A 23057-nucleotide genomic window follows, 5' to 3' on the forward strand; every position below is an offset into this window, starting at 1 on the left:
TCGCAATCAGAAGTGAAAGATTTGTGATGGGAATAACAATAAATTTACATTTCGTGTTTTGTTTATATTTAAATCAAAGGCTTAATAAAATTGATGGGTTTCTGTTAGACTTTTTGACGGAAAACGTGTTGTTTATAAAAACATCTTTTAGTGATTGTTTACTTGTTAATGATGTTAAGGGGAAAGGCTATGCATGATTCATTAACCATCGCGCTGCTGCAGGCGCGGGAAGCGGCGATGTCGTACTTCCGCCCGATCGTGAAGCGCCATAACCTGACCGAGCAGCAGTGGCGCATTGTGCGCGTGCTGGCTGAACATCCGTCGATGGATTTTCACGATCTGGCGTTTCGCACCTGCATCCTGCGCCCGAGCCTGACGGGCATTCTGACGCGGATGGAGCGCGACGGCCTGGTGCTGCGCTTAAAGCCGGTGAACGACCAGCGCAAGCTGTACGTGTCGCTGACCAAAGAGGGGAATGCGCTGTATGAACACGCCCAGGCGCAGGTCGAAGAGGCGTATCAGCAGATCGAGGCGGAATACACGCCGGAGAAGATGAAACAGCTGACGGCGCTGCTGGAAGAGTTTATTGAACTCGGAAACCGGCATAACGCAGCGCGGGAAGAAGAGTAAAAACCACAAATTCCAGGATGATTTTCGTAAAGTTTTCACTTTCCAGGCCGAAAATTCTGTATCTGTCTGAGGAAAGAGAAAACATGTTAAACCGTATCAAGATTGTCACCAGCTTAATGCTGGTTTTAGCGATATTTGGCCTTTTACAACTCACGTCCGGTGGTCTTTTCTTTAATGCCCTTAAGAATGACAAAGAGAATTTCACCGTCCTGCAAACCATTCGCCAGCAACAATCCACGCTGAACGCCAGCTGGGTCGCGTTGCTGCAAACCCGTAATACCCTGAACCGTGCGGGTATCCGCTACATGATGGATCAGAGCAATATCGGCAGCGGCGCGACCGTTAACGATTTGATGCAAATCGCGTCTACGTCTCTGAAACAGGCGGAAAAAAACTGGGCTGCCTACGAAGCCCTGCCGCGCGATCCGCGTCAAAGCGATGCGGATGCCATGGAGATCAAGCGTAACTATGATATTTACCACGGCGCGCTGGCGGAGCTGATTCAGCTGCTGGGCGCGGGCAAAATCAACGCCTTCTTCGACCAGCCGACCCAGAGCTATCAGGACGGTTTTGAGAAGCAGTACGTGAGCTACCTGCAGCAGAACGACAAGCTGTATCAGACGGCGGTCGAAGACAGCAACAGCTCCTACAGCCAGGCTATCTGGGTGCTAATTAGCGTTCTGATTGCCGTGCTGGTGGTGATCGTGGCCGTCTGGCTCAACATCAAGCAGACGCTGATCTCTCCGCTGAATCGTCTGATCGACAACATTCGCCATATCGCCAGCGGCGACCTGGTGAAGCGTATTGAAGTTCAGGGCACCAACGAGATGGGTGAACTGGCCGACTCGCTGCGCCATATGCAGGGTGAGCTGGTGCGTACCGTTGGCGACGTGCGTAACGGCGCGAACGCTATCTACAGCGGCGCGAGCGAAATTGCGATGGGCAATAACGACCTCTCTTCCCGTACTGAACAGCAGGCCGCTTCCCTGGAAGAGACCGCTGCCAGCATGGAGCAGCTGACGGCGACCGTTAAGCAGAACGCCGAGAACGCCCGTCAGGCGAGCCATCTTGCGCTCAGCGCCTCTGAAACCGCGCAGAAAGGCGGCAAAGTGGTGGATAACGTGGTGCAGACTATGCGCGATATCGCGGGTAGTTCGCAGAAAATTGCCGACATTATCAGCGTGATCGACGGCATTGCCTTCCAGACCAACATTCTGGCACTGAACGCGGCGGTAGAAGCGGCGCGTGCGGGCGAGCAGGGTCGTGGTTTTGCGGTGGTGGCAGGTGAAGTGCGTAACCTGGCCCAGCGCAGCGCCCAGGCGGCTCGCGAGATTAAGAGCCTGATTGAAGACTCCGTGGGCCGCGTGGAAGTGGGCTCAACGCTGGTAGAAAGCGCCGGTGAAACCATGGGTGAAATCGTGAACGCGGTGACCCGCGTAACGGACATCATGGGTGAAATCGCCTCTGCGTCTGACGAGCAGAGCCGCGGTATCGACCAGGTGGGTCTGGCGGTCGCTGAGATGGATCGCGTGACCCAGCAGAACGCCTCGCTAGTTGAGGAATCTGCCGCAGCGGCCGCCGCACTGGAAGAGCAGGCGAGCCGTCTGACTCAGGCCGTGGCGGTGTTCCGCATTCAGCAGGAGCAGATGAAAGCGCGCGAGTTCGCTGCGGCTAAAGCGGTTTCCACGCCGGTGATGGCGCGTAAAACCGCGACGGCCGATTCAGGCGATAACTGGGAAACGTTCTAATCCTGCGCGTTGTGCCGGGTGGCGGCTACGCCACTCGGCAATATTACAGAGGCAGGCGCATGGCGCAGCGCGTTTCATACGCTAAGCCGTGCGCTGCTTCTTCTTCCCGTTTTTCACGCAGTTCAGGCGTGAGTTCAGTTACGTATTCAAACCCCAGCTTTGCATAGAACGGCGCGTTCCACGGTACGTCCCGGAACGTCGTCAACGTTAGCGACGCCAGCCCCAGCGTGCGGGCATGGTCAGCCGCACGGGCGATGAGCTGCCGGCCAATCCCCTTTCCCTGCCAGTCCAGATCAACCGAAAGTTCGACAATAAACAGCGACGAAGAGTGCGCTTCGGCAAGGATAAACCCGACGGGCTGATCGTTCGCCAGCGCCAGCCAGCTTAGCCCACGTTCGGCATACTCAAGGTGCTGCTCAGCGGAAATGACCTCGCCGTCGGCAAGCCAGGCGAGATCCGGACTTTCACGAAAGCGCTCGCCCGCCGCGCGTTCAATGGCGGGTAGGGCAGTAACGTCGCCGGGACGCGTGGGACGGACGGTGAGGTTAGGGTCGACCATTAGCCTGCGCGACTCACAATTTTGATTTCAACCATGCCGATCCCGAGCTCGCGCGGTGAGTGCCCAAGGATATTCCCCTCGTTCGTGGACTGCGGGTCCGGCGGCACGATCACCAGGGTATTGCTGCGCGAAGGATTCTCAAAATGCAGCGTCTGCGTGCTCACGTCGTTCCCGAGCGTCAGCGTCTGCTCCAGATCGCCCACGCGCACGGGGACGGGCTTGTTAGCGTTGGGGCCATACGCTCTGGCGGTGATCACCAGGTCGAACTGTTCCGGCAGGGGATGGGCGTACTCAATTTTTACCTCGTTGCCCAGCTGCGCGTTGGACCAGCGCCCCCACGACTCCGGACGCGAGATGCCGCTAAACTGCTTCACTTCCTCGGGCGCGCCGGCCACGTTAAAGATAAAGCTATCCGCTTTGTAGCGAATATCGTTATCGCTGATTTTCAGCATGTCGATGTTGTGCTGATAGCGCGCGGTATCAATCACCGTATCGTTGAACGCGGTTTTGCCTTTCCACTGCGCCTTATCCACGTGCTGCACGGTTTGCTCCCCGCCGAGCTGGCCCTGAGAGACGCACCAGTCGGTAGAAAGCGCCAGCGGCTGCGACCAGAGCTGGCCCATTTTGTAGCACCGGTCGACCCAGACGAAATTATCGCGTGGGGCAAAATCGGCCAGCTGATAGCGCAGCGGCGCGGAATATTCGCTTTCCGGCAGCGGCTCGACCCGCCCCTCCGACACGCGTACCAGCAGCGGCAGACGGAAGCTGCTGCCCGAGAAGGCAATCGTGTTTTTATCCCGATCGACGGTGAAGTCCTTCATCTCTTTCGGGAAGTTCCACAGGCGGATAATGTCTGGCTTCCAGGCGAGAATTTTATCCTTCATGTTGAGGAACACTTCCGACAGGGATTGCCCCGACAGCGTGCTGCGGCCAAGGCCAATAAAGTTGTCGCCGCCCAGAATGTCCAGCACGGTTGCGCCGTTATCCATGGAGTTGCGTTTGGTGGCAATTAGCTCCTGCTGCGGCTGGTCGCCGCGCAGGACGAAGAACAGGTTGCTGCGATCCTGCTTGTTGAGCCGATCCCAGGCGCTGTTTTTCATCGCCAGATGGTCAGACGAAACGACTATGACGGTGTTTTTAAACCAGGGCGAGGCTTTGATTTTCTCGACCAGCGCGGCAATGTGCTCCTGGCTGCAGGTCACGGCGCTGAAAGACTTGTTGCTTTTGCCGTCCACGTCATAGCTTTTGCGTTTACAGCTGCGCGAGACGAACCCGTCCGGATGGTGGGTATCCACCGTCAGCGCAAAAAGGGAGAAACGCTTGCCCGTGCGGGAAAGCTCCTCGAATTTCTTCCAGGTTTCGTCGAGTACCGTATCGTCATAGAAGCCCCAGTCGTTACGGTAGCTCGGATCGGCAACCGTCGTTTTTAACTCTTCTGAGCCATACAGGTGGTCAAAACCGTGGGATTTCAGGAACACGTCTTTTCCGGCAAAGCGCAGGTTTGCCCCCTGCACGAAATAGTTTTCGTAGCCGGAGTTTTTCAGGATATCGCCGAGGCAAATATTCTGCGGGAAGAACGTCGACATCGAGGCTGAGGCGTTACCTTCAAAAGGCGCGAACAGCGGGATACCGCACTGGGAGGCAACCATCCCGGCAATCGTGTAATCCGTACCGGGCAGCTGCATGGTGTGGCTGAAATCGAGCCCTTCGTTTTTCAGCGCGCCCAGGTCTGGCGTCAGGTTCGGGAAGGCATCGTTATCAAAGTACGTGCGCTCCAGGCTTTCACCGTAGATGTAGACCAGATTGAGCTTCGGGTTGGCGATTGTTTTCGACGGTTCTTTGTAGTAAGCCGCGAAATCCGGATCGCCATCGCGCGACTGGGATTTCACCAGCTCGGCGATCTGATGGAACGCCGGGCTGGCGTCGACGGAGGCCAGCGCCAGGAATAACGCCAGCAGGCTGTAGCCATGATGGTGCGGAAGATGGCGACGTCGACGCAGCACCCAGGCCAGCGCGCCAAAAATCGTCACCAGCGCGGCGATAAGGCCGAGCCCCGGAAGAATGTATTTGCCCACACCCGCGCCCGTCAGGCTGTTCGTCAGCGTGTAGAGCACCGCATCGTTAATACCGTCACCGGTAAAGTAGTCGCTGGCGTATAAGGTAATGTTTAAAATAATAAAAATGCCGAGCACCACCAGCGTGGCGATAAACCACCAGGTGTGACGGCCGGCTTTCCAGGCGTAAACGCCGACAGAAGCCAGAAAAAGGATAAGAGACATGAATTCTGACAACAGCATATCCTCATGACGCCAGGTGCTTCGCTGGCTAACTGTTTATTTTTTGGGTCATACAATGTAATTGCGATGTCGTTAAGCTGCAATTTTAGTGTCACGAAAGTGTGCTGTTGTTAGGATTTGGTTTATAAAATCGTTTTTATGAAGATGGACACATCCTGACAAACGGACGCTGAGACGGTGGCAGGTGGGAAAAAGGCTCGTTTAGCGCCGCGCTGCAAGACTATCGCATTAAACGCGGCGTGTTGTGGCAGAAAATGGGGTGGCTCAGGAGAGGAAATTAACGCCTTGTTTCAGCACCAGATCGCAGGCTTTGGTTTTCACCTGTTTTGCCAGAGAAGAGTTGCCGAGGGTGCTCAGATTCAGCTGCTGGCCGTTTTGCGCGTTAAGCAGGCCCTGAATGCCGTCCATATAGTTGGTGTCCGCTTTCTGCTCCTGGGTATCCAGACCCAGTTTACCCAGCACCTGATTTTTCACGTTTTGCGCGTCGGTCACTGAGGCCAGCTTTTGCTTCGCGCAATATTCCAGAATCCCCGCCGCGTTGTTCATCGTGCCCGCGCTAAGGCTCTGAGAGCTGTTGCCCAGCAGGCTGGTGAGGGAAGAGGCGGAGAGTCCACCCTGAGAGCTGCTGCTCTCTTTGGTCAGCTCATTTGCTGCGCTTGACAGGGACTCCTGCCAGGACGCCGCTTGCGCTATGCCGGTCACCAGCAGCGCGCCTAAAAAGGTGCTGATTAGAATCTGTTTTTTCATCATGGCTCTCTCAAAAAGGTCCGTTTTGGGCCGAAGGGGTTCCAGTATATACCTATGCCCTGGCGGCGATTCCTGGAACTGTCTTAATACTCTTTGCCGGTAACGCGGCTGCGGTAACTTTCCCAGTCGAAGATGACATAGAGACTGTTACCGAGCTTCATGCGGTCCATGACGCGTTCACCCAATAAGCGGGTCATCTCGTCGATATTGTGGTTCGTCAGCATGCCGGTGGGGCGTTTGGACGAGGAGCGGCGATCGACAATCTGGTTGATGATCACTTTTTCATAGCGGGATTCTGTCTGAACGCCAATCTCGTCGATGACCAGTAAATCGACATTGCTCAGATCGTTAAGCAGCTGTTCTTCGCTGGTTTCGCGGTTGCTGAAGGTGTCTTTCATCGCGGACATGATATCGGCCACGGTGATGATAAGAACCGATTTACCCCGCAGAAGCAGCTCGTTGCAGATAGCGGCTGCAAGGTGGTTTTTTCCGGTGCCCGGCTTGCCGCTAAAGATGAAGCTGGCGATATTGCCGTCGAATTCATCCACGTACTGACGGGCGGCGGCAAGGGCGTTCATCTGCCCGTTGGTCTCGATTTTATAATTATCGAACGAGCAGTTCTGGTGCAGGGGACGGATACCGGAACGGTTAAAGGTGCGCTGCATTTTCATCGCCCGGTTTTCCCGGGCGAGCGCGGCTGCGCGAATCTCACCTTGCTCTTTTTGCCACGCCAGCAGCTCTTCACCCGTGGTAAAGGCGGGCTTCACGTTGGCAGGCATCATTTTTTGCAGACGTTTCATCAGGTCGCCGACGTTCTTCATTTCGCACCTCGGAATCCGCTGGGGATCTGTTTATCCGGTTCTGAAAACGCGTTGATATCGCGTTTGGGCTGGCCGTTGTTGCCGGCGCGGGTAATTTGAAGATGGCGCGCGAGCTTTTGCTGCCACTGAATATGGGTGAAGACTTTACCTTCCGCCTGCCACCAGGCGGTAAACGCGGCGAGCTCTTCCGCGGTGGCCGGTTGGGTTAACGCAATGCCCCACAGCGCGGCCTGCCGCTGAAAATCCGCATCCGGCTGCCAGCCCGCGTACAGGGCAAATTTTCCCATCGGAACGGTCACCGGGACGTTAACCGGTTCTTCAAAGAACTGGTTGTCCAGCGTGATATCGCTCGCCGGGCGCGACAGTTGCGCTTCAATCTCCAGAAGCTGTGCCAGGCGTTCCGGCGTGATAGCGTAGAACGCCGGCGCGTTGTCGGCAAAAACCGCAACCGTGCCGCCTTCGGCATGGGTCAACACACCGCGTGGGTCGCGCATAAAGGCATCAATGCCAGCAATGCTGGTGGTCAGAATTCTGGAGGACATAACGCTTACTCTACTGATTACTACGGGCGTGATATGGGCTTATGGTAGCACAGAGAGAGGAAAGGGAAGGAGGGGATTTCCCCGGTGGCGCTGCGCTTACCGGGGCTACAGTCGTAGGCCTGATAAGCACAGCGCCATCAGATATTTATCACGCGATGATATTCAGGGTCACGTCGATGTTGCCGCGGGTCGCGTTAGAGTATGGGCAAACAATGTGCGCCGCATCGACCAGCTTTTTGGCTTCCGCGGGATCCATACCCTCAACGTGGATGTTCAGTTTTGCCTCGATACCAAAACCGGTTGGCAACGGACCAATACCCACTTCGCCTTCAATAAAGGCATCTTTTGGCAGGGTGAATTTGTCGCGTGCGGCCACGAACTTCATCGCGCCCAGGAAGCAGGCAGAGTAGCCCGCAGCAAACAGCTGCTCAGGGTTCGTTACTTCTCCGCCCATGCCGCCCATCTCTTTTGGCACGCCCAGTTTTACGTCCAGTACACCATCGGAAGAGGTCGCGCGGCCATCACGGCCACCGGTTGCTTTTGCTTTGGCGGTATAAACTACTTTTTCTAAAGACATGGCAGGTTCCTCATCTTGCTTTAATGTGTGCTATTAAATAGCGTACGATATATATGGATAATAATAACACGTAAAGTATAGCTTTACGCGCGGTGTAGCTGTTGTCGCAAAAGTTCGAGCTGCTGTTTGAGCGCCAGCAAGGTGTCGGTATCACACTGCGCTGCGCAACCCACCGCATGGGGAATACCCAATGCCTGCTGCTGCAGTTCACGTCCCGCTTCACTCAGGGTGACGGCGACCTGACGTTCGTCTTTGCGCGAGCGGTGACGGTTGATTAACCCGCCGCTTTCCAGCCGTTTTAACAGCGGCGTCAGGGTCGCAGAGTCCAGAAACAGGCGTTCGCCGATGTCCGACACCGTGACGTCATCCTGCTCCCACAGCACCAGCATCACCAGGTATTGCGGGTAAGTCAGGTTCAGCGGTGCCAGCAGTTGCCGGTACAGCTTATTAAGCGCCAGATTTGCCGAATAGAGGGCAAAGCAGAGCTGGTTATCCAGCTTGAGCACAGCGGTTGCGTCGTTCGTTTTCGCGTTCATGAGATGAATATAGATAGTGTGCGATTTAATTGCAAGCAATTTTATGGGCAGGTGTAGCGGAGCGCCACCTGAACGGCCATTTTGCGGTAGTGCTGGCGCTGAGCCTGTTCATCCGCCCCGTCTTCAAACAGCAGCGTAAAGGTGTAACTGTTGGCTACGTAGTGAAAGCTGAAGCTGCTTATCAGGCGGTGAAGATCGCGGGCGTCAACCGTCTGGCTGAAGAGCTGTTTTTCTTTGCCCCGGTGCAGGATGCCCTCCAGCAGGTCGAGCGCGCTACGGTTGACCTGGCGAAGATAGCTCGATTGCTGCATAAAGCGGCCGCGCTGCATGTTTTCCATGCAGATAATCCGGATGTAGTCCGGGTGGTCGGCATGATAGTCAAAGGTGGCTTCAACCAGGTTCACCAGCGCTTCGACGGGGGGCATTCCCGCCAGGCTTAGCGCTTTTTCACTGGCGCGAATCTGGGTGTAAACATGTTCCAGAACCAGGAGATAGAGATTCTCTTTATTCTTGAAATGGTAAACCACCATGCGTTTGGTGGTACCCGCTTTTTCCGCGATCTGCTCCATGCGGGCACCGTTCAATCCATACTCGGCAAAAAGCGCGATGGCGCTCTGAAAAATTTTCTCTTTCAGGCTGGATTCTTCGCTGTGCTCGGGGTGTTCGCTGCCAGGGTTAGCCACATCCTTTCCTTATTTTCACCAAACGGACCAGAAGGATTATCTCCATGGCAGCGAAATAACACAAATATCAAACGCGTGGGCGTTTGCGATACAGCCACAGTCCAGGGATCGACAGCCCAATAGAAAGCGCTCCGACGATGGACGACGCCTTAAGAAAGTTGCTCAGAAGGAGGATCATCTGCGGCTCGGTGTAGCCAAAATGACTGATTTTCACCGCAGAAATCATCGCTGTATACGCAGATATGCCCGGGAACATCGGGATCACTGCGGCGACGGTGAACACCTTGGGATGCGCCAGATACCAGCGCGACCACTGGATGCCTATACTGCCGACCAGCATGGAGGCCATAAATGTTGACCATTCGATGTTAAAACCCGCGGTCATCATCACCATTCGCGAACCATGACCAATCGCGCCCAGCAGCGCACACCACCGCAGAGCACGTTGCGGAACGTTAAATACCATCGCAAAGCCGACGGCAGGAATGGCGGCCAGAAGCATGTCCTGTGCCAGCGCCAGCAGAAAATCTATCACGCCCATCCGCGTAACCCCCAGAGCGTCATGGCCATCACTACGCCGATGCAGGTCGCCAGCGTCAGCAGGCTGGCAATAGCCCAGCGTGCCAGACCGGTATTGATGTGCCCTTTAAACATGTCAGCAACGGCGTTGATCAACGGAAAGCCCGGAACCAGCAGAAGCACGCTCGCGGCCATGGCAATCGTCGGGGTAGTGGCAAACTGCGGCAGGCGCAGCAGCAGGCCGGAAACCGTGGTGGCGACAAACGCGGTAATGCAGAAGTTAATTTGCGGATGCAGCTGTCTGTGCGTCAGCAGCTGGCGAACATACATAGCAATACTGCTGGCGAAAAAGGTGACGATCGCGCCGTCCCAGCCGCCTTTATTAAGCTTACAAAAGCAGGCGCACGACAGCCCTACCATCACCACGACAAGCCAGCGCGGATAACGTAATGGCTTAATTTGGCTGAACCGTTTTTCAATCTCCCGAAGATCGAGAAGCTTATGTTCAGCAAGGATGACGATGTGCTGCACTTCGGTCACTACGTGCATGTTAATGCCGCGGTCGTGGTTTTTGCGGGTGGAAGTCAGGCACTGACCGTCTTTGATCGTGGTCAGCACGATGGCGTTGGATGAAATAGCGCTTTCAACGCTATCCATACCCAGCGCCAGTCCCAGCCGGGTGGAAAGCTCCTCAACCAGCGCGCTTTCCGCGCCGTGCTGGAGCAGAAAAAGACCGCACTGAATACATAGCCGCGTGATAGCACGCTGCGTTGACCGATCTGCCTGCATGTATTGTCCTGAAGAAGGTGGAAAGTTGCCGGTTGGCCCATAGCGATTACTTTTAGCACAAAGTGCAGTGCCTCTTGCTGTGGGCCAGATCAAGGTTTATGCAAACAGTTGCTGCCCTTAAGTGCAGAAGGGGTTGGGATTAATTCATCATTTTAGTGAATTATTAATATTAAAGGATAAGTAATATATATTTAGTTATTCTAATTTTATATTGTAGTTATTTTAATGACACTGCAATTAAATTTAATTTCGCTTTGTGAGATATTACTGCTGTTTAGGCATTTCTTAAACTACGAATACATCTCATCTTCTGCTTGTATTAACCTGCTTTACACTCAGGGACGAAAATACTCATACGTTGATGCGTTTTAACGTTACTCATCAAATGAAGAATGGACACGGAGGGTCTATGTTGTCTTTGCACGGTAAGCATAGCGTTATCATTAGCCGGATACCGGTCATGCAAAACGGGTTAGGGGGCGTGATGACTCGCCATTTCCCCGACTTTGAATTGACCTATTGCAGCTCATTGCAGGAGTTAACACTGCTCCAGCTACGCCGCGCTGACGTCATCATTGCCGATATTACAGGCGAATACTGGAATCCTCGGGGCGCACTCGAAGAGTATTTCAGTTTATTGAATCAATACCGGAACATTCACTGGATCTTTTTAGTTTCGCGGCCACTTAACCCCGTTGCCGTTGAGTTACTTGTGCGCCCGGAAAGTACGTTGCTTTCTGATATGGAACCCATTGAAGGGCTGGTTAACGCGATTCGGGCAGGTAGCGAACGCGCAGAGCGGGTAAGCCAGACGTTGTTAACCATGGAACCTCAACGTCCGGAGGACGAAGACGAACAGGTTATCGCGCTCACGTACTCCGAACGCAAAGTATTGCGGCTGTTAGGTAAAGGATGGGGGATTAACCAAATCGCCACATTGCTTAAGAAGAGCAATAAAACTATCAGTGCGCAGAAAAACAGTGCGATGCGACGGCTGTCATTACGCAGTAATGCCGATATGTACGCCTGGATAAACAGTACACAGGGAATGCGAGAGCTGAGTTTGATGTCAGCCTATGGAGAGTTCGAGGAATGGAAAAAACCGATTCAACAAGACATATCGCCATCGTCGAAAATTGCACGATGAGTGCTGTTGGGCTACAGCATCTTTTTGCGATGCCCGGCCTGAATCATTATCAGCTGCATCTGTTTAGTGAATTTGACAGCTTTAAGAAAGCACTTCAGCACATCAATTTTTTCTCGCTGATCTATTCATATTCCGATGCGCGAGAAGAGCGTCGTAGCTGCCTGGCGCACCTGCGGGATTTTGCGTTTACGCATGGCCATATCCAGCGCATTATCCTGGTCGCTGATGAGATGGAAGCAAGATTAATTAGTCATCTTTCCCCGTCACGCCTTCACGGTGTGGTCAGCAAATCGCTGACGCTTGAGCGCCTGCAGAATGAACTCATGGTATTGCTGAGTGAAACCCTGCGCATCAATGACAATATGATGAATCACTGGTACCGGAGTCAAAGCAGAATGTTAAGCCCAACGGAACGGGCAATATTGCGTTATATGTCTTGCGGCTATTCCATTCCTCAAATCGCGGCACAGCTTGAACGCAATATTAAGACCATCCGGGCGCATAAGTTTAATGCGATGGTGAAGTTGGGGGTAAACTCTGACGTAGGGCTACTCGATGCGGCGGATATTATAACCCACCTTTCGGCAAGAGAACCGCGAAGTTCGGCACTCAGCAAGCCGACCTTTTTATAACCTGCCTGTTGCGCGCCAGACAGGATCTGGCGCATCAATCAGATGCAAACATCAACCCATTTTGCGGACGTCAGCTCTGCCATTCTGTCAGGTGAGATACGAACGGCACTATGAATTGCGCCTGCGGCGGGCAGGACTTCGGCGTACTGCTTTAATGAAATATCGCAGTAAACCGCGAGCGGGTTTTCCAGGCCGAACGGGCACACGCCGCCAACGGGGTGACCGGTGATGGTCACCACCTCATCACTGCTGAGCATGCGCGCTTTTGCACCAAATGTGTCTTTCAGCTTTTTGTTATCCAGGCGCGCATCGCCTTTCGCTACCACCAGAATCACCTCATTTTTCACCTTTAATGACAAGGTTTTGGCGATTTGTCCCGGTTCAACACGATGGGCGGCAGCAGCCAACGCAACGGTAGCGGTACTCTGGCTAAGTTCAATGACGTCTATATCCGGCGCGTTGTCGGCAAAAAACTGCTGTACAGACTGCAAACTCATTGTTTCCTCCTGACAAATATCCTGCGTAATCTGTCATAAGAATTTATGCTCTGTAAATATCTCTTCAGTAACAAATATCCCGAACGGCTGATTTCTGGATCCTCTTCACAATCACGGAAACCGGTTACAGTAACCGGTTGCAGAGCGTGATGCGTCGATTAATACTGAGTACGTAACGTCCCCTGTATCCAATAATAAGAGCAAATTATGAAACCATTCCGTCTGAGCAGTACCACTGGTCCACAAGCCAGCAAGGTTGTGAAGGTGATTTATGGAACAACGTGCGGCGCAAATGTGCCCGTAACAAACGTCTGACAGGAGATCTGCCATGTCTGCCAACCATGCTGCGTTTAACCTGATATTCCGTTTTGTTGAAAATTACGTGAGCCCGATTGCCGGGCGGATCTCTTCCCAGCGTCATGTCATGGCCATTCGTGATGGGTTCATCTCCGCGATGCCATTTATGATTGTGGGTTCATTTTTGTTAGTGTTCGCATACCCGCCGTTTTCGCCGGATACCACCTGGGGTTTCGCCCGGGCCTGGCTGGATATGGCGAAGCAGTTTGAAGGCCAGATCCTGACGCCGTTTGATATGACAATGGGCATTATGTCCATTTATATTTGTGCGGCCATTGCCTATAACCTTGGCAAACACTATGTCAAATCGCACCAGATAGACCCGTTTATGTGCGCCATGCTGTCGCTGATGGCGTTTCTGCTGGTCGCGGCGCCGAAAACCAAAGGCACGCTGCCAGTCGACAGCCTGGGTGGGACGGGCATTTTTACCGCGATTCTGGTGGCGATCTACTGCGTTGAGATGATGCGTTTCCTCAAGGCGCATAACATCGGTATTCGCCTGCCGGACCAGGTTCCTCCGATGATCAAAAACTCTTTTGATCTGCTGATTCCTGTGCTGGTGGTGGTGTTGACGCTCTATCCTCTGAGCCTGCTCATTCAGTCTCAGTTCGGCATGCTGATCCCGCAGGCCATTATGTCGGTCTTTAAACCTTTGGTTTCCGCAGCGGATTCCCTGCCTGCGATCCTGCTGGCCGTGTTGATTGGCCATCTGCTGTGGTTCGCCGGGATCCACGGAGCCGCCATCGTCTCCGGGATGCTGCAGATGTTCTGGCTGACTAACCTGGGCGCGAATCAGACCGCGCTGGCCGCCAGCCAGCCTCTGCCGCATATTTTTATGGAGGCGTTCTGGACGTTCTTTATCGTTATTGGCGGGTCGGGAGCCACGATGGGGCTGGTGATTTGCTATCTGCGTAGCCGTTCAGCGCATTTACGCTCTATCGGGCGTTTGAGCGTGGTACCCAGCTTCTTTAACATCAATGAGCCTGTCATTTTCGGTACGCCAATCGTGATGAACCCGGTGTTCTTTATTCCGTTCCTGCTGGCACCGATGGTAAATGCAGTGCTCGCCTGGGCGGCGATGACGTTTGATCTGATTGGCCGCGTCATCTCAGTGGTCCCGTGGACGGCACCGGCGCCGATAGGCGCAGCCTGGGCTCTGGGATGGGATTTCCGTGCGGCTATTCTGGTTGTGGTTCTGGCCTGCGTATCGGCAATCATCTACTTCCCGTTCTTCAAAGTGTACGAGAAACAGCTGCTGGAGCAGGAAGCGGAAGAAGCGCAGCGTAACGCGGAAGAGGACAATCAGCAGGTGGCATAGTTAAAAAACAAAACGGCAACTCAGGTTGCCGTTTTTAGGGTTTGTTCCTTCTCCCTATGAGAGGGTGAGGGCATCAGGCCGTGGCCGATTATTTCAGCGTGCAATCCCCGCACTGCTTAACGTCCGGCAGGCGGTAGCGCTGGCAGCAGGTGCGGCGAACCAGAAGCCCATCACGGAGCACGACGGTACGGAATAACGGGTTGTCGCGGCCATCGGAAAGCTGTTTTGCAAAGAAACAGGACTGACGCAGGGCATCAACGTTCTCATCACCAAGCAGAGGCTTCATTTCCGTTAAATACCAGTGGATTAAATAGCCCGTATTGCTCCAGATAAGCTTCGCGTTAATCTCTCCCGTCGCTTCAAGCGCTTCCACCACCGGGATCAGAGCCTGAGTGATAAGCCGCTCCATACGTTCCTGAGCCGTCAGGTGTTCAGCGTTCTGGTCTTCGTGCAGATCAATCCAGAAACAGGCTGCGCGCCCGGTTTCGTGAAACTCGACGTGGAAATTATCCGGCGAGAGTTCTAGCATGCTCTTCTGGGTTAACAGCGCCAGCATGAGGGGAGGTACCATCAACCCGATATACCACTGCGCCCAGAGAGAGAGCAGTGGTTTATTTTCCCGCGTAAGAGTGGGCTGATTGCGATAGATATGGTCGGAATAGGTGGCCAGCAGCGACTGCAGTTTTGTCGGTTGACGCCACTCTGAGAGCGTCATGGCGTGCTTCGGGTGCGCTTCATCAAGGCGGATAAAGTCCAGCAGGTGGGCGCGCGTCTCCGCAATCTTATCCCGTATGGCATCCGCAAGCGAAGCATTCCCGCTGGTGAGGGGCGCTCGCCAGAGGAGGGGTTCGACGATGTGTGCGGTATGCGTAGCCATAGTATAGATAGAAATCTAAATGATAATGATTGCCAATCCTAACTATTGCTCATACCAATGGCAAGACTTTTGTCCGGGCGACACCGCCGTGATGTTTATGCCGTCTGCAGCTCTTCACTCAACAGAATGTTATTGCGCCCCATATGCTTTGCTTCGTAGAGGGCTTTGTCCGCTTTTTCCAGCGCGCCTTCCACGTCTTCATCCTCGAAAATAGCAATACCAATGCTGATGGTAACGTTTGTCGCGACACTCTCGTTAAACAGATGCGGGATTTTCAAATCATAGACTTTCTGACGGATCCGCTCGGCCGTCTGGCGGGCATGTTCGAGAGAAATATTGGTCAGCAGCACCATAAACTCTTCCCCGCCAAAACGCGCCACAATATCGCGAGAACGCACGGCGTCGCGGATTGCCGCAGAGACGCGCTTCAGCGCCTGGTCGCCCATCATATGGCCATAATGATCGTTATAGGCTTTAAAGTGGTCGATATCCATCAGCAGAACAAAATGCTCGCCATTTTCTACCGTCGGCAGGTTCTCCAGACGGCTTTGCAGACCGCGACGATTATAGAGCCCGGTAAGCGGGTCCATCATGCTGAGATCGGTAAGAGTTTCTCGCTCTTCCAACAGGCGAGAGAGCAATTCCTGAGCGAAACGATCGTTACGCGTTTGCAAAATGTTATGAATAGCAATTGCCACCACAGGAAGTGCGAAAGAATAGGTCATTCTCAGCCATATATCGTGATCGCCTAGCCACAGGCAGACAATAAAAGTGGGCAATGAGTGCAGCGTAAATGCTTTGATATTACTGGCGAATGCCAGCGTTCCGATAAAAAGTACCGTTAATAGAGCGATTAACAAATACGTCGCGTGGTCGTGGGTAATTAAGGCGAATTTAGACTCAATTTGCCAGGCCCACAAAATACCGAAGATCCCTGAAACAACGGGAATATTGATCTTCCGCGCGCGCTTTCTCCAGTGCCAGACGAACAGGCCGGTGCTGATGGAGAAAATAGCAATAAGTGGGGCAGATAACAGGCGTACAGAATTGAGCGGATTTGTTACCGAGAACACTGCCGAAGTTGCGTTCAGAAATAAAAATAAACGTAACGACAATTGATATTTTCTGTGAACCAAAGACCGCCAGGATTGTGATGTCATAGTCGTGCGTTTTTATTAAAATTTAATTAAAACAAATAAGTAGGTGCTGTTTCGCAATAAAACATGCAAAAAACTCAAAGAGTAATTATCAGAAAATCTTTAGATGTTGTTAACAGGTGTGCAATTTATCACCTTAGGCAATTCCTGTCATTACGGGAAAGGTAAAGGTCGATGGATTTTGATTCATTCAGCTGACAAATGATAATCTGTGTCATATGATATTGGTTATCATTATCGTTGTGAGAGGGCAGATCATGTTGAACAGGGCGCTTGGCAGTGGTTGGGGGGTATTGCTACCGGGAGCCATTCTCGGCGGGTTGATGTTTGCCGATCTCTCCCTTGATACCTGGAAAGCGCTCATTGTGTCAGGCCTGTTAGTCACGTCAGGCATGATCTGGCATAAGCAGCTGCGCCACTTTGTTTTACTGCCATCATGCGTAGCACTGGTCAGCGGAATTCTGGTGATACTGATGAGTTTGAAATAACAGGGAAAAACAAGAGGAACTTCAGAAGGGATGTAAGATAATTGGTGCGAGGGGGGGGACTCGAACCCCCACATCCTAAGGACACTAACACCTGAAGCTAGCGCGTCTACCAATTCCGCCACCTTCGCACAGTCATCTTACTATTTTTGATATCGCCTCGTTGGTGCGAGGGGGGGGACTCGAACCCCCACATCCGTAAGGACACTAACACCTGAAGCTAGCGCGTCTACCAATTCCGCCACCTTCGCCCAGTGCGAGCAATATCATTGTGATTTATGGTGCGAGGGGGGGGACTCGAACCCCCACATCCGTAAGGACACTAACACCTGAAGCTAGCGCGTCTACCAATTCCGCCACCTTCGCATACCATCGATACTGTAAAAGTATCGTAACCACGGAGGCGCATTCTAGATGTTTTCAGCTTTACGTCAACAGAAAAGTGCGCGCTACGCCTTGATTGCTGCAAAAATGGCCGATGCAGGCGCCATGCGGAGCCGGATGGCGCTTGCGCTTATCCGGCCTGCAGGAATGGCGATTACTTTTTGGCCTGGCGCGTCATGACGGTACGGTAGACCTTAAAGCGGCCGGTCTGGGCGATCACTTCGTGGAAGCCGAAGGTTTCGTCCAGCACTTTCGGATACGCCAGGAAGGCGTTCGCGACAATACGCAGCTCACCGCCGCTGTTCAGGTGACGGACTGCGCCACGGATCAGCGTTTGTGCCGCTTCCAGGCTGGTTTCCATACCGTCGTGGAACGGCGGGTTAGAGATGATCATGTCGAAGCGACCGGTGATGTCGGAGAAGACGTTGCTGGCAATCACCTCGCCTTCAATCCCGTTTGCGGCAAGCGTTGCGCGGCTGGCTTCAACCGCCGGGGCGCTCACGTCACACAGGGTTAAGCGCACTTTGGGGGAATGGCTGGCAAGCACGGTAGAGAGCACGCCCGCGCCGCAGCCCACGTCCAGCACTTTGCCTTTGGTGTGCGGCGTCAGGGTGGAGAGCAGCAGCTTGCTGCCCGTATCCAGCGCGTCGCGGCTGAACACGCCCGGCAGGGTTTTGATGGTCAGGCCGTCAAGCTGGTACTCGTCCCAGTATGCCTGTGCATCAAACGTTGTCTGTTTTTCCAGACGGCCATGGTACAGACCACAGCGGCGTGCACTGTCGACTTTATTCAGCGGCGCGTAGCCTTCCAGCATCTGTTCAGCGCTACGCACGCCGCTGCGGTTCTCACCCACCACGAAAATATCGCAGCCGACCGGCAGCAGGGAGAGCAGGTTCATCAGCTGGAACTGGGCTTCCGGTTTATTCTTCGGCCAGTAGTAAATCAGCGTGTCGCAGTCAGCGATATCGCTCTGCTCCGCCACCAGGCTAAAGCGCGCGCGCTCGCCCATCTGGCGGCTCAGCACCTGCCAGTGATGGTAGTATTGGGTGTGGGCACGGCTTTCAGCACAGTCGAAACGCGCGGGCAGGTCATCCTGCATATCTCCGGCAAACAGAATACGGCTTTCTTCGAAATCATCACTGTGACGCAGCAAGACTTCACTTGCCGGGGTAAATGCAGACATGAATTGTTCCTCAATAAACTCAGGCGGGGATTATAGTAGGTAGATGGCGCACTTTCGACACATTTGCTATATTTGCGCGCCTGAGAGACAGGAGTTTTCCCTATGACATCCCGACGAGACTGGCAGTTGCAGCAGCTGGGCATTACCCAGTGGGCTTTGCGTCGCCCGACGGCGTTGCAGGGCGAAATCGCCATTTCCATCCCTGCACACGTACGCCTGGTGATGGTGGCGGAAGAACTGCCTGCCCTGAATGAACCCCTGATCGATGATGTCCTTCGCAGCCTGAAGATGACGGCCGACCAGGTTTTACAGCTGACGCCAGAGCGTGTCGCGATGCTGCCTCCTGATAGCCGCTGTAACAGCTGGCGTATCGGAGAGACAAACGAGATCCCCCTCCAGGGGAGCCAGATCTGCACGCCAGCGCTGGACGAACTGAAAGCCAACCCAAAAGCGCGCAGCGCGCTATGGCAACAAATCTGCGAATATGAACACGATTTCTTCCCTCACGACGCCTGACCTGACCACAGCGTTTGCGATTGAAACACGCGCCCACGCCTTTCCGTGGAGCGAAAAAACCTTCGCCAGCAATCAGGGCGAACGGTATCTGAACTTCCGTCTGGACGTTGACGGCACCATGGCCGCCTTCGCGATCACGCAGGTTGTTCTTGATGAAGCGACGCTGTTTAATATTGCGGTTGATCCTGCGTTCCAGCGCCGTGGGCTGGGAAGAGAACTGCTCGAGCATCTCATTCGTGAGCTCGAAACCCGTGACGTTTTCACCCTGTGGCTGGAGGTGCGCGCGTCTAATGTCGCCGCCATCGCGCTCTATGAAAGCTTAGGCTTTAACGAGGCGACAATCCGCCGTAACTACTACCCCACCGCAGAGGGACGTGAAGACGCCATCATAATGGCTCTGCCGATTGGATAATAAAAAATAAGGTTGTAACGATGAAATGGGACTGGATTTTCTTTGATGCCGACGAAACGCTGTTTACGTTCGATTCGTTCGGCGGCCTGCAGCGGATGTTTCTCGACTATAGCGTGACCTTCACCGCTGAAGATTTTCAGGACTATCAGGCGGTCAACAAGCCGCTGTGGGTGGATTACCAGAACGGTGCCATCACCGCGTTACAACTTCAGCACCAGCGCTTTGACGTCTGGGCGGAACGCTTAAAGGTCAGTCCGGGGACGCTGAACGATGCGTTCCTGAACGCGATGGCCGATATCTGCGCGCCGCTGCCGGGCGCGGTTTCCCTGCTGAATGCGTTGAAAGGCAAGGTGAAACTGGGGATCATCACCAACGGTTTTACCGCCCTGCAGCAGATCCGCCTCGAGCGCACCGGCCTGCGCGATCATTTCGACGCGCTGGTGATCTCGGAAGAGGTGGGTGTACCTAAACCGGATCCGCGTATTTTCGACTACGCGCTGGCGCAGGCGGGAAATCCCGACCGCGATCGCGTCCTGATGGTGGGTGATACGGCAGAGTCAGATATCCTGGGCGGCATGAAGTCAGGCCTGTCGACCGTCTGGCTCAACGCGCATGGCCGCGTGAAGCCTGAAGGCATCGAGCCGACCTGGACCGTGACGTCGTTGAACGAACTGGAGCAACTCCTGTGTAAACAATGATTGCCTGCCCCCCATTGATGGGTAAAATAGCCGCAATTTTGTATTCCATGATGCGTGGCGTGCTGCCGCGCTTATAAAAGAAGATTTAATTATGACGTTGTCTCCTTATCTGCAAGAGGTGGCCAAGCGCCGCACTTTTGCCATTATCTCTCACCCGGATGCCGGTAAAACGACCATCACTGAGAAGGTGTTGCTGTTCGGACAGGCGATCCAGACTGCGGGTACCGTTAAAGGCCGTGGCTCCAGCCAGCACGCAAAATCTGACTGGATGGAGATGGAAAAGCAGCGTGGTATTTCGATTACCACCTCCGTGATGCAGTTCCCGTATCACGACTGCCTGGTGAACCTGCTGGACACCCCGGGCCACGAAGACTTCTCCGAAGATACCTACCGTACCCTGACGGCGGTGGACTGCTGTCTGATGGTGATCGACGCCGCGAAAGGTGTAGAAGACAGGACCCGTAAGCTGATGGAAGTCACCCGTCTGCGCGATACGCCGATCCTCACCTTTATGAACAAACTCGACCGTGACATCCGCGATCCGATGGAGCTGATGGATGAAGTGGAAAACGAGCTGAAGATCGCCTGTGCGCCCATCACCTGGCCCATTGGCTGCGGCAAGCTGTTCAAAGGGGTGTATCACCTCTATAAAGACGAAACCTACCTGTATCAGACCGGTAAAGGCCACACCATTCAGGAAGTGCGCATTGTTAAAGGTCTGGACAACCCGGATCTGGACGCGGCGGTCGGGGAAGAGCTGGCCGCGCAGCTGCGCGACGAGTTGGAACTGGTCAAGGGCGCATCTCACGAATTCGACAAAGAGCTGTTCCTGAGCGGCGAAATCACACCGGTCTTCTTCGGTACCGCACTGGGTAACTTCGGCGTTGACCACATGCTCGACGGTCTGGTGGAGTGGGCGCCGCAGCCGATGCCGCGCAAAACCGACACCCGTGAAGTGGAAGCTAAAGAAGAGAAGTTCACCGGCTTCGTGTTTAAGATTCAGGCCAACATGGACCCGAAACACCGCGACCGCGTGGCCTTTATGCGCGTGGTGTCCGGTAAGTATGAAAAGGGCATGAAGCTGCGCCAGGTGCGTATCGGGAAAGACGTTGTCATCTCCGACGCGCTGACCTTTATGGCGGGTGACCGTTCGCACGTTGAAGAAGCCTATCCGGGCGACATCATCGGTCTGCACAACCACGGCACCATCCAGATCGGCGACACCTTCACACAGGGTGAAATGATGAAGTTCACCGGTATTCCGAACTTCGCGCCGGAACTGTTCCGCCGCATTCGCCTGCGCGATCCGCTTAAGCAGAAACAGTTGCTGAAAGGCTTGGTCCAGCTCTCCGAAGAGGGCGCCGTGCAGGTCTTCCGCCCGATTGCTAACAACGATCTGATCGTTGGTGCGGTCGGTGTGCTGCAGTTTGACGTGGTTGTCGCGCGTCTGAAGAGCGAGTACAACGTGGAAGCGATTTACGAGTCCGTGAACGTCGCGACCGCGCGCTGGGTTGAGTGTTCTGACGTGAAGAAATTCGAAGAATTTAAGCGTAAGAACGAAATTCAGCTGGCGCTGGATGGCGGCGATAACCTGACCTATATCGCGCCAACGATGGTGAACCTGAACCTGACGCAGGAACGTTACCCTGACGTTCAGTTCCGTAAAACCCGCGAGCACTAATCCCCTCTCAGAGCACGGCTCCCGCCGTGCTCTTCTTTAATTCCTGTCTTATTAATCCCTTGCGGAATGTTCTTAATTCAACGCAATTTCACGCTATTCGCGCGTTTTTTACCCAATTCTGAAAGCGGCTCTGTGAGAGTGATCTATATTTAACTCAGTGTTTAACACCGGGCGTGGATAAATTAACTGTTCAATGCATGACTTTAGGTTATCCATTTTGCCCGCGTGTTTATTCGCAATATATATAACTACTAAGGAAGTATGTAGCCCGAATAACGGGTCAACACAGGAATAGATCGATGAATATGACAAGACTGAAGATTTCGAAAACTCTGCTGGCTGTAACTCTGGGTAGCGTTCTGGTGAGCGGTTCCGCTCTGGCGGAAAGCAGCACCATGGATAAAGCACAGTCCACGGCCGATACCGCAGGGCAAAAAATCGATAGCTCTATGAATAAAGTCGGCAACTTCATGGACGACAGCTCAATCACAGCAAAAGTGAAAGCCGCACTGGTGGATGATGAAGCCATCAAAAGTACCGATATTTCCGTTAAGACCGACAAGAAAGTGGTCACGCTGAGCGGCTTCGTAGAAAGCCAGTCTCAGGCCGAACAGGCGGTGAAAGTCGCGAAAGGCGTTGAAGGCGTTGCGTCCGTCAGCGATAAGCTGCACGTACGTGACGGTAAAAACGCGTCGGTGAAAGGTTATGCCGGTGATGCAGCCACAACCAGCGAAATCAAAGCTAAACTTTTAGCAGATGACATCGTGCCGTCCCGTAAGGTGAAAGTGGAAACCACCGATGGTGTGGTTCAGCTTTCCGGTACGGTAGATTCGCAGGCGCAAAGTGAACGCGCCGAGTCCATCGCGAAAGCGATTGACGGTGTGAAAAGCGTTAAAAACGATCTGAAAACGAAGTAAATCTTGACCATTCGCCCGTTTGGCTAACACCTGCGGGCGATATAAGAACGACTCTGGAAAAACGCCGGTGAGTGACCTGAGCGCTCACGTTTAGCGGCCGACATTAACTATGGTAAAGGAGAAGCTTATGTTTCGTTGGGGCATTATATTTCTGGTTATCGCGTTAATTGCCGCCGCATTGGGCTTTGGTGGACTGGCAGGTACAGCGGCATGGGCAGCTAAAATTGTCTTCGTTGTGGGTATTATTCTGTTCCTGGTCAGCCTGTTTACGGGGCGTCGACGTCCATAGCAAACGCAATATTTCTTAAACAAAATAAAGCCAGTCACTGTGACTGGCTTTTTCTTATT

At 53.7% G+C, this 23057-nt stretch carries 26 protein-coding genes and 3 tRNA genes; 12 read left to right on the plus strand and 17 right to left on the minus strand.

Annotation, left to right across the window (positions count from 1 at the left end):
• Nucleotides 1–189 precede the first annotated feature (189 nt).
• Nucleotides 190–630, plus strand: a complete 441-nt coding sequence (gene hpaR / locus F0320_RS02690) for a homoprotocatechuate degradation operon regulator HpaR (protein WP_023334396.1) — start codon at nucleotides 190–192, stop codon at nucleotides 628–630.
• 83 nt (nucleotides 631–713) lie between these two features.
• The gene (gene tsr, locus F0320_RS02695) at nucleotides 714–2378 is read left to right on the plus strand and encodes a methyl-accepting chemotaxis protein (RefSeq protein WP_047651681.1); all 1665 of its coding nucleotides are present in this window, start codon (nucleotides 714–716) and stop codon (nucleotides 2376–2378) included.
• A 43-nt stretch (nucleotides 2379–2421) separates the two neighbouring features.
• On the opposite strand, the gene F0320_RS02700 is transcribed toward tsr, so the two are convergent.
• From F0320_RS02700 to F0320_RS02745, 10 genes are all read right to left on the minus strand, one after another.
• On the minus strand, nucleotides 2422–2937 hold the full coding sequence (locus F0320_RS02700) for a GNAT family N-acetyltransferase (protein ID WP_126328892.1): 516 nt from the start codon (nucleotides 2935–2937) through the stop codon (nucleotides 2422–2424).
• Entirely contained in the window at nucleotides 2937–5228 is a 2292-nt protein-coding gene (gene opgB, locus F0320_RS02705; RefSeq protein ID WP_126328891.1) for a phosphatidylglycerol--membrane-oligosaccharide glycerophosphotransferase, read from the minus strand. Before opgB ends, F0320_RS02700 begins: the two co-directional genes overlap by 1 nt.
• Before the next feature lie 270 nt (nucleotides 5229–5498).
• Nucleotides 5499–5981 carry a DUF2501 domain-containing protein gene (locus tag F0320_RS02710; protein WP_126328994.1) on the minus strand — a complete coding sequence of 161 codons (483 nt, stop codon included), beginning with the start codon at nucleotides 5979–5981 and terminating at the stop codon, nucleotides 5499–5501.
• Between the two features lie 83 nt (nucleotides 5982–6064).
• On the minus strand, nucleotides 6065–6802 hold the full coding sequence (gene dnaC / locus F0320_RS02715) for a DNA replication protein DnaC (protein ID WP_013095461.1): 738 nt from the start codon (nucleotides 6800–6802) through the stop codon (nucleotides 6065–6067).
• Nucleotides 6799–7344, minus strand: coding sequence for a primosomal protein DnaT (dnaT, locus tag F0320_RS02720; protein WP_047651619.1), 546 nt, complete (start codon nucleotides 7342–7344; stop codon nucleotides 6799–6801). The genes dnaC and dnaT overlap by 4 nt, the downstream gene beginning before the upstream one ends.
• A gap of 148 nt (nucleotides 7345–7492) precedes the next feature.
• Nucleotides 7493–7921: an organic hydroperoxide resistance protein gene (locus tag F0320_RS02725; protein ID WP_023310299.1), complete on the minus strand. Its 429-nt coding sequence runs from the start codon at nucleotides 7919–7921 to the stop codon at nucleotides 7493–7495.
• A gap of 83 nt (nucleotides 7922–8004) precedes the next feature.
• Nucleotides 8005–8457, minus strand: a complete 453-nt coding sequence (locus F0320_RS02730) for a MarR family winged helix-turn-helix transcriptional regulator (RefSeq protein ID WP_126328890.1) — start codon at nucleotides 8455–8457, stop codon at nucleotides 8005–8007.
• 41 nt (nucleotides 8458–8498) lie between these two features.
• On the minus strand, nucleotides 8499–9140 hold the full coding sequence (locus F0320_RS02735; RefSeq protein ID WP_023310301.1) for a TetR family transcriptional regulator: 642 nt from the start codon (nucleotides 9138–9140) through the stop codon (nucleotides 8499–8501).
• Nucleotides 9141–9207: 67 nt separating this feature from the next.
• On the minus strand, nucleotides 9208–9681 hold the full coding sequence (locus F0320_RS02740; protein WP_023310302.1) for a threonine/serine exporter: 474 nt from the start codon (nucleotides 9679–9681) through the stop codon (nucleotides 9208–9210).
• On the minus strand, nucleotides 9672–10448 hold the full coding sequence (locus F0320_RS02745; RefSeq protein WP_023310303.1) for a threonine/serine ThrE exporter family protein: 777 nt from the start codon (nucleotides 10446–10448) through the stop codon (nucleotides 9672–9674). Before F0320_RS02745 ends, F0320_RS02740 begins: the two co-directional genes overlap by 10 nt.
• A 409-nt stretch (nucleotides 10449–10857) precedes the next feature.
• Here F0320_RS02745 and F0320_RS02750 point away from each other — a divergent pair, with 409 nt between their 5' ends.
• Both F0320_RS02750 and bglJ read left to right on the plus strand, forming a co-directional pair.
• Nucleotides 10858–11595: a helix-turn-helix transcriptional regulator gene (locus tag F0320_RS02750; RefSeq protein WP_047651618.1), complete on the plus strand. Its 738-nt coding sequence runs from the start codon at nucleotides 10858–10860 to the stop codon at nucleotides 11593–11595.
• Nucleotides 11592–12227, plus strand: a complete 636-nt coding sequence (bglJ, locus tag F0320_RS02755; protein WP_047651617.1) for a DNA-binding transcriptional activator BglJ — start codon at nucleotides 11592–11594, stop codon at nucleotides 12225–12227. Before F0320_RS02750 ends, bglJ begins: the two co-directional genes overlap by 4 nt.
• A gap of 38 nt (nucleotides 12228–12265) precedes the next feature.
• On the opposite strand, the gene F0320_RS02760 is transcribed toward bglJ, so the two are convergent.
• On the minus strand, nucleotides 12266–12724 hold the full coding sequence (locus F0320_RS02760) for a YbaK/EbsC family protein (protein WP_008502085.1): 459 nt from the start codon (nucleotides 12722–12724) through the stop codon (nucleotides 12266–12268).
• A 328-nt stretch (nucleotides 12725–13052) separates the two neighbouring features.
• On the opposite strand from F0320_RS02760, the gene F0320_RS02765 reads away from it, so the two are divergent.
• On the plus strand, nucleotides 13053–14399 hold the full coding sequence (locus F0320_RS02765) for a PTS sugar transporter subunit IIC (RefSeq protein ID WP_126328889.1): 1347 nt from the start codon (nucleotides 13053–13055) through the stop codon (nucleotides 14397–14399).
• Nucleotides 14400–14487: 88 nt separating this feature from the next.
• On the opposite strand, the gene fhuF is transcribed toward F0320_RS02765, so the two are convergent.
• Together fhuF and F0320_RS02775 are read right to left on the minus strand one after the other, a co-directional pair.
• Entirely contained in the window at nucleotides 14488–15276 is a 789-nt protein-coding gene (gene fhuF / locus F0320_RS02770; protein WP_126328888.1) for a siderophore-iron reductase FhuF, read from the minus strand.
• A gap of 95 nt (nucleotides 15277–15371) precedes the next feature.
• Nucleotides 15372–16436: a GGDEF domain-containing protein gene (locus F0320_RS02775; RefSeq protein ID WP_047651612.1), complete on the minus strand. Its 1065-nt coding sequence runs from the start codon at nucleotides 16434–16436 to the stop codon at nucleotides 15372–15374.
• A gap of 215 nt (nucleotides 16437–16651) precedes the next feature.
• On the opposite strand from F0320_RS02775, the gene F0320_RS02780 reads away from it, so the two are divergent.
• Nucleotides 16652–16921, plus strand: coding sequence for a DUF1435 domain-containing protein (locus F0320_RS02780; RefSeq protein ID WP_047651610.1), 270 nt, complete (start codon nucleotides 16652–16654; stop codon nucleotides 16919–16921).
• A gap of 42 nt (nucleotides 16922–16963) precedes the next feature.
• Here the strand turns inward: F0320_RS02780 and F0320_RS02785 are convergent.
• The 4 genes from F0320_RS02785 to rsmC all read right to left on the minus strand — a co-directional run bounded on the left by F0320_RS02785 (nucleotide 16964) and on the right by rsmC (nucleotide 18485).
• A tRNA-Leu gene (locus F0320_RS02785) sits at nucleotides 16964–17049 on the minus strand.
• A gap of 33 nt (nucleotides 17050–17082) precedes the next feature.
• Nucleotides 17083–17169 (minus strand) — tRNA-Leu (locus tag F0320_RS02790).
• A gap of 28 nt (nucleotides 17170–17197) precedes the next feature.
• Nucleotides 17198–17284 (minus strand) — tRNA-Leu (locus tag F0320_RS02795).
• Nucleotides 17285–17456: 172 nt separating this feature from the next.
• Nucleotides 17457–18485 (minus strand): 16S rRNA (guanine(1207)-N(2))-methyltransferase RsmC, encoded by a 1029-nt coding sequence (rsmC, locus tag F0320_RS02800; RefSeq protein WP_126328887.1) that lies wholly within the window; start codon nucleotides 18483–18485, stop codon nucleotides 17457–17459.
• Between the two features lie 102 nt (nucleotides 18486–18587).
• Between rsmC and F0320_RS02805 the strand changes: the two genes are divergently transcribed.
• From F0320_RS02805 to F0320_RS02830, 6 genes are all read left to right on the plus strand, one after another.
• On the plus strand, nucleotides 18588–19001 hold the full coding sequence (locus F0320_RS02805) for a DNA polymerase III subunit psi (RefSeq protein ID WP_029740017.1): 414 nt from the start codon (nucleotides 18588–18590) through the stop codon (nucleotides 18999–19001).
• Nucleotides 18970–19413 (plus strand): ribosomal protein S18-alanine N-acetyltransferase, encoded by a 444-nt coding sequence (gene rimI / locus F0320_RS02810; RefSeq protein ID WP_047742882.1) that lies wholly within the window; start codon nucleotides 18970–18972, stop codon nucleotides 19411–19413. Before F0320_RS02805 ends, rimI begins: the two co-directional genes overlap by 32 nt.
• A 20-nt stretch (nucleotides 19414–19433) precedes the next feature.
• On the plus strand, nucleotides 19434–20111 hold the full coding sequence (gene yjjG / locus F0320_RS02815; protein WP_023310313.1) for a pyrimidine 5'-nucleotidase: 678 nt from the start codon (nucleotides 19434–19436) through the stop codon (nucleotides 20109–20111).
• 91 nt (nucleotides 20112–20202) lie between these two features.
• Complete coding sequence (gene prfC, locus F0320_RS02820) at nucleotides 20203–21792, plus strand: peptide chain release factor 3 (protein WP_028015433.1); 1590 nt, start codon at nucleotides 20203–20205, stop codon at nucleotides 21790–21792.
• A gap of 299 nt (nucleotides 21793–22091) precedes the next feature.
• Complete coding sequence (gene osmY / locus F0320_RS02825) at nucleotides 22092–22709, plus strand: molecular chaperone OsmY (RefSeq protein WP_047651608.1); 618 nt, start codon at nucleotides 22092–22094, stop codon at nucleotides 22707–22709.
• Nucleotides 22710–22836: 127 nt separating this feature from the next.
• Nucleotides 22837–22998, plus strand: a complete 162-nt coding sequence (locus F0320_RS02830) for a DUF1328 domain-containing protein (protein ID WP_003856556.1) — start codon at nucleotides 22837–22839, stop codon at nucleotides 22996–22998.
• Nucleotides 22999–23057 lie beyond the last annotated feature (59 nt).

The sequence above is a fragment of the Enterobacter dykesii genome (genome assembly GCF_008364625.2).
In the GTDB taxonomy this organism is placed as follows: domain Bacteria; phylum Pseudomonadota; class Gammaproteobacteria; order Enterobacterales; family Enterobacteriaceae; genus Enterobacter; species Enterobacter dykesii.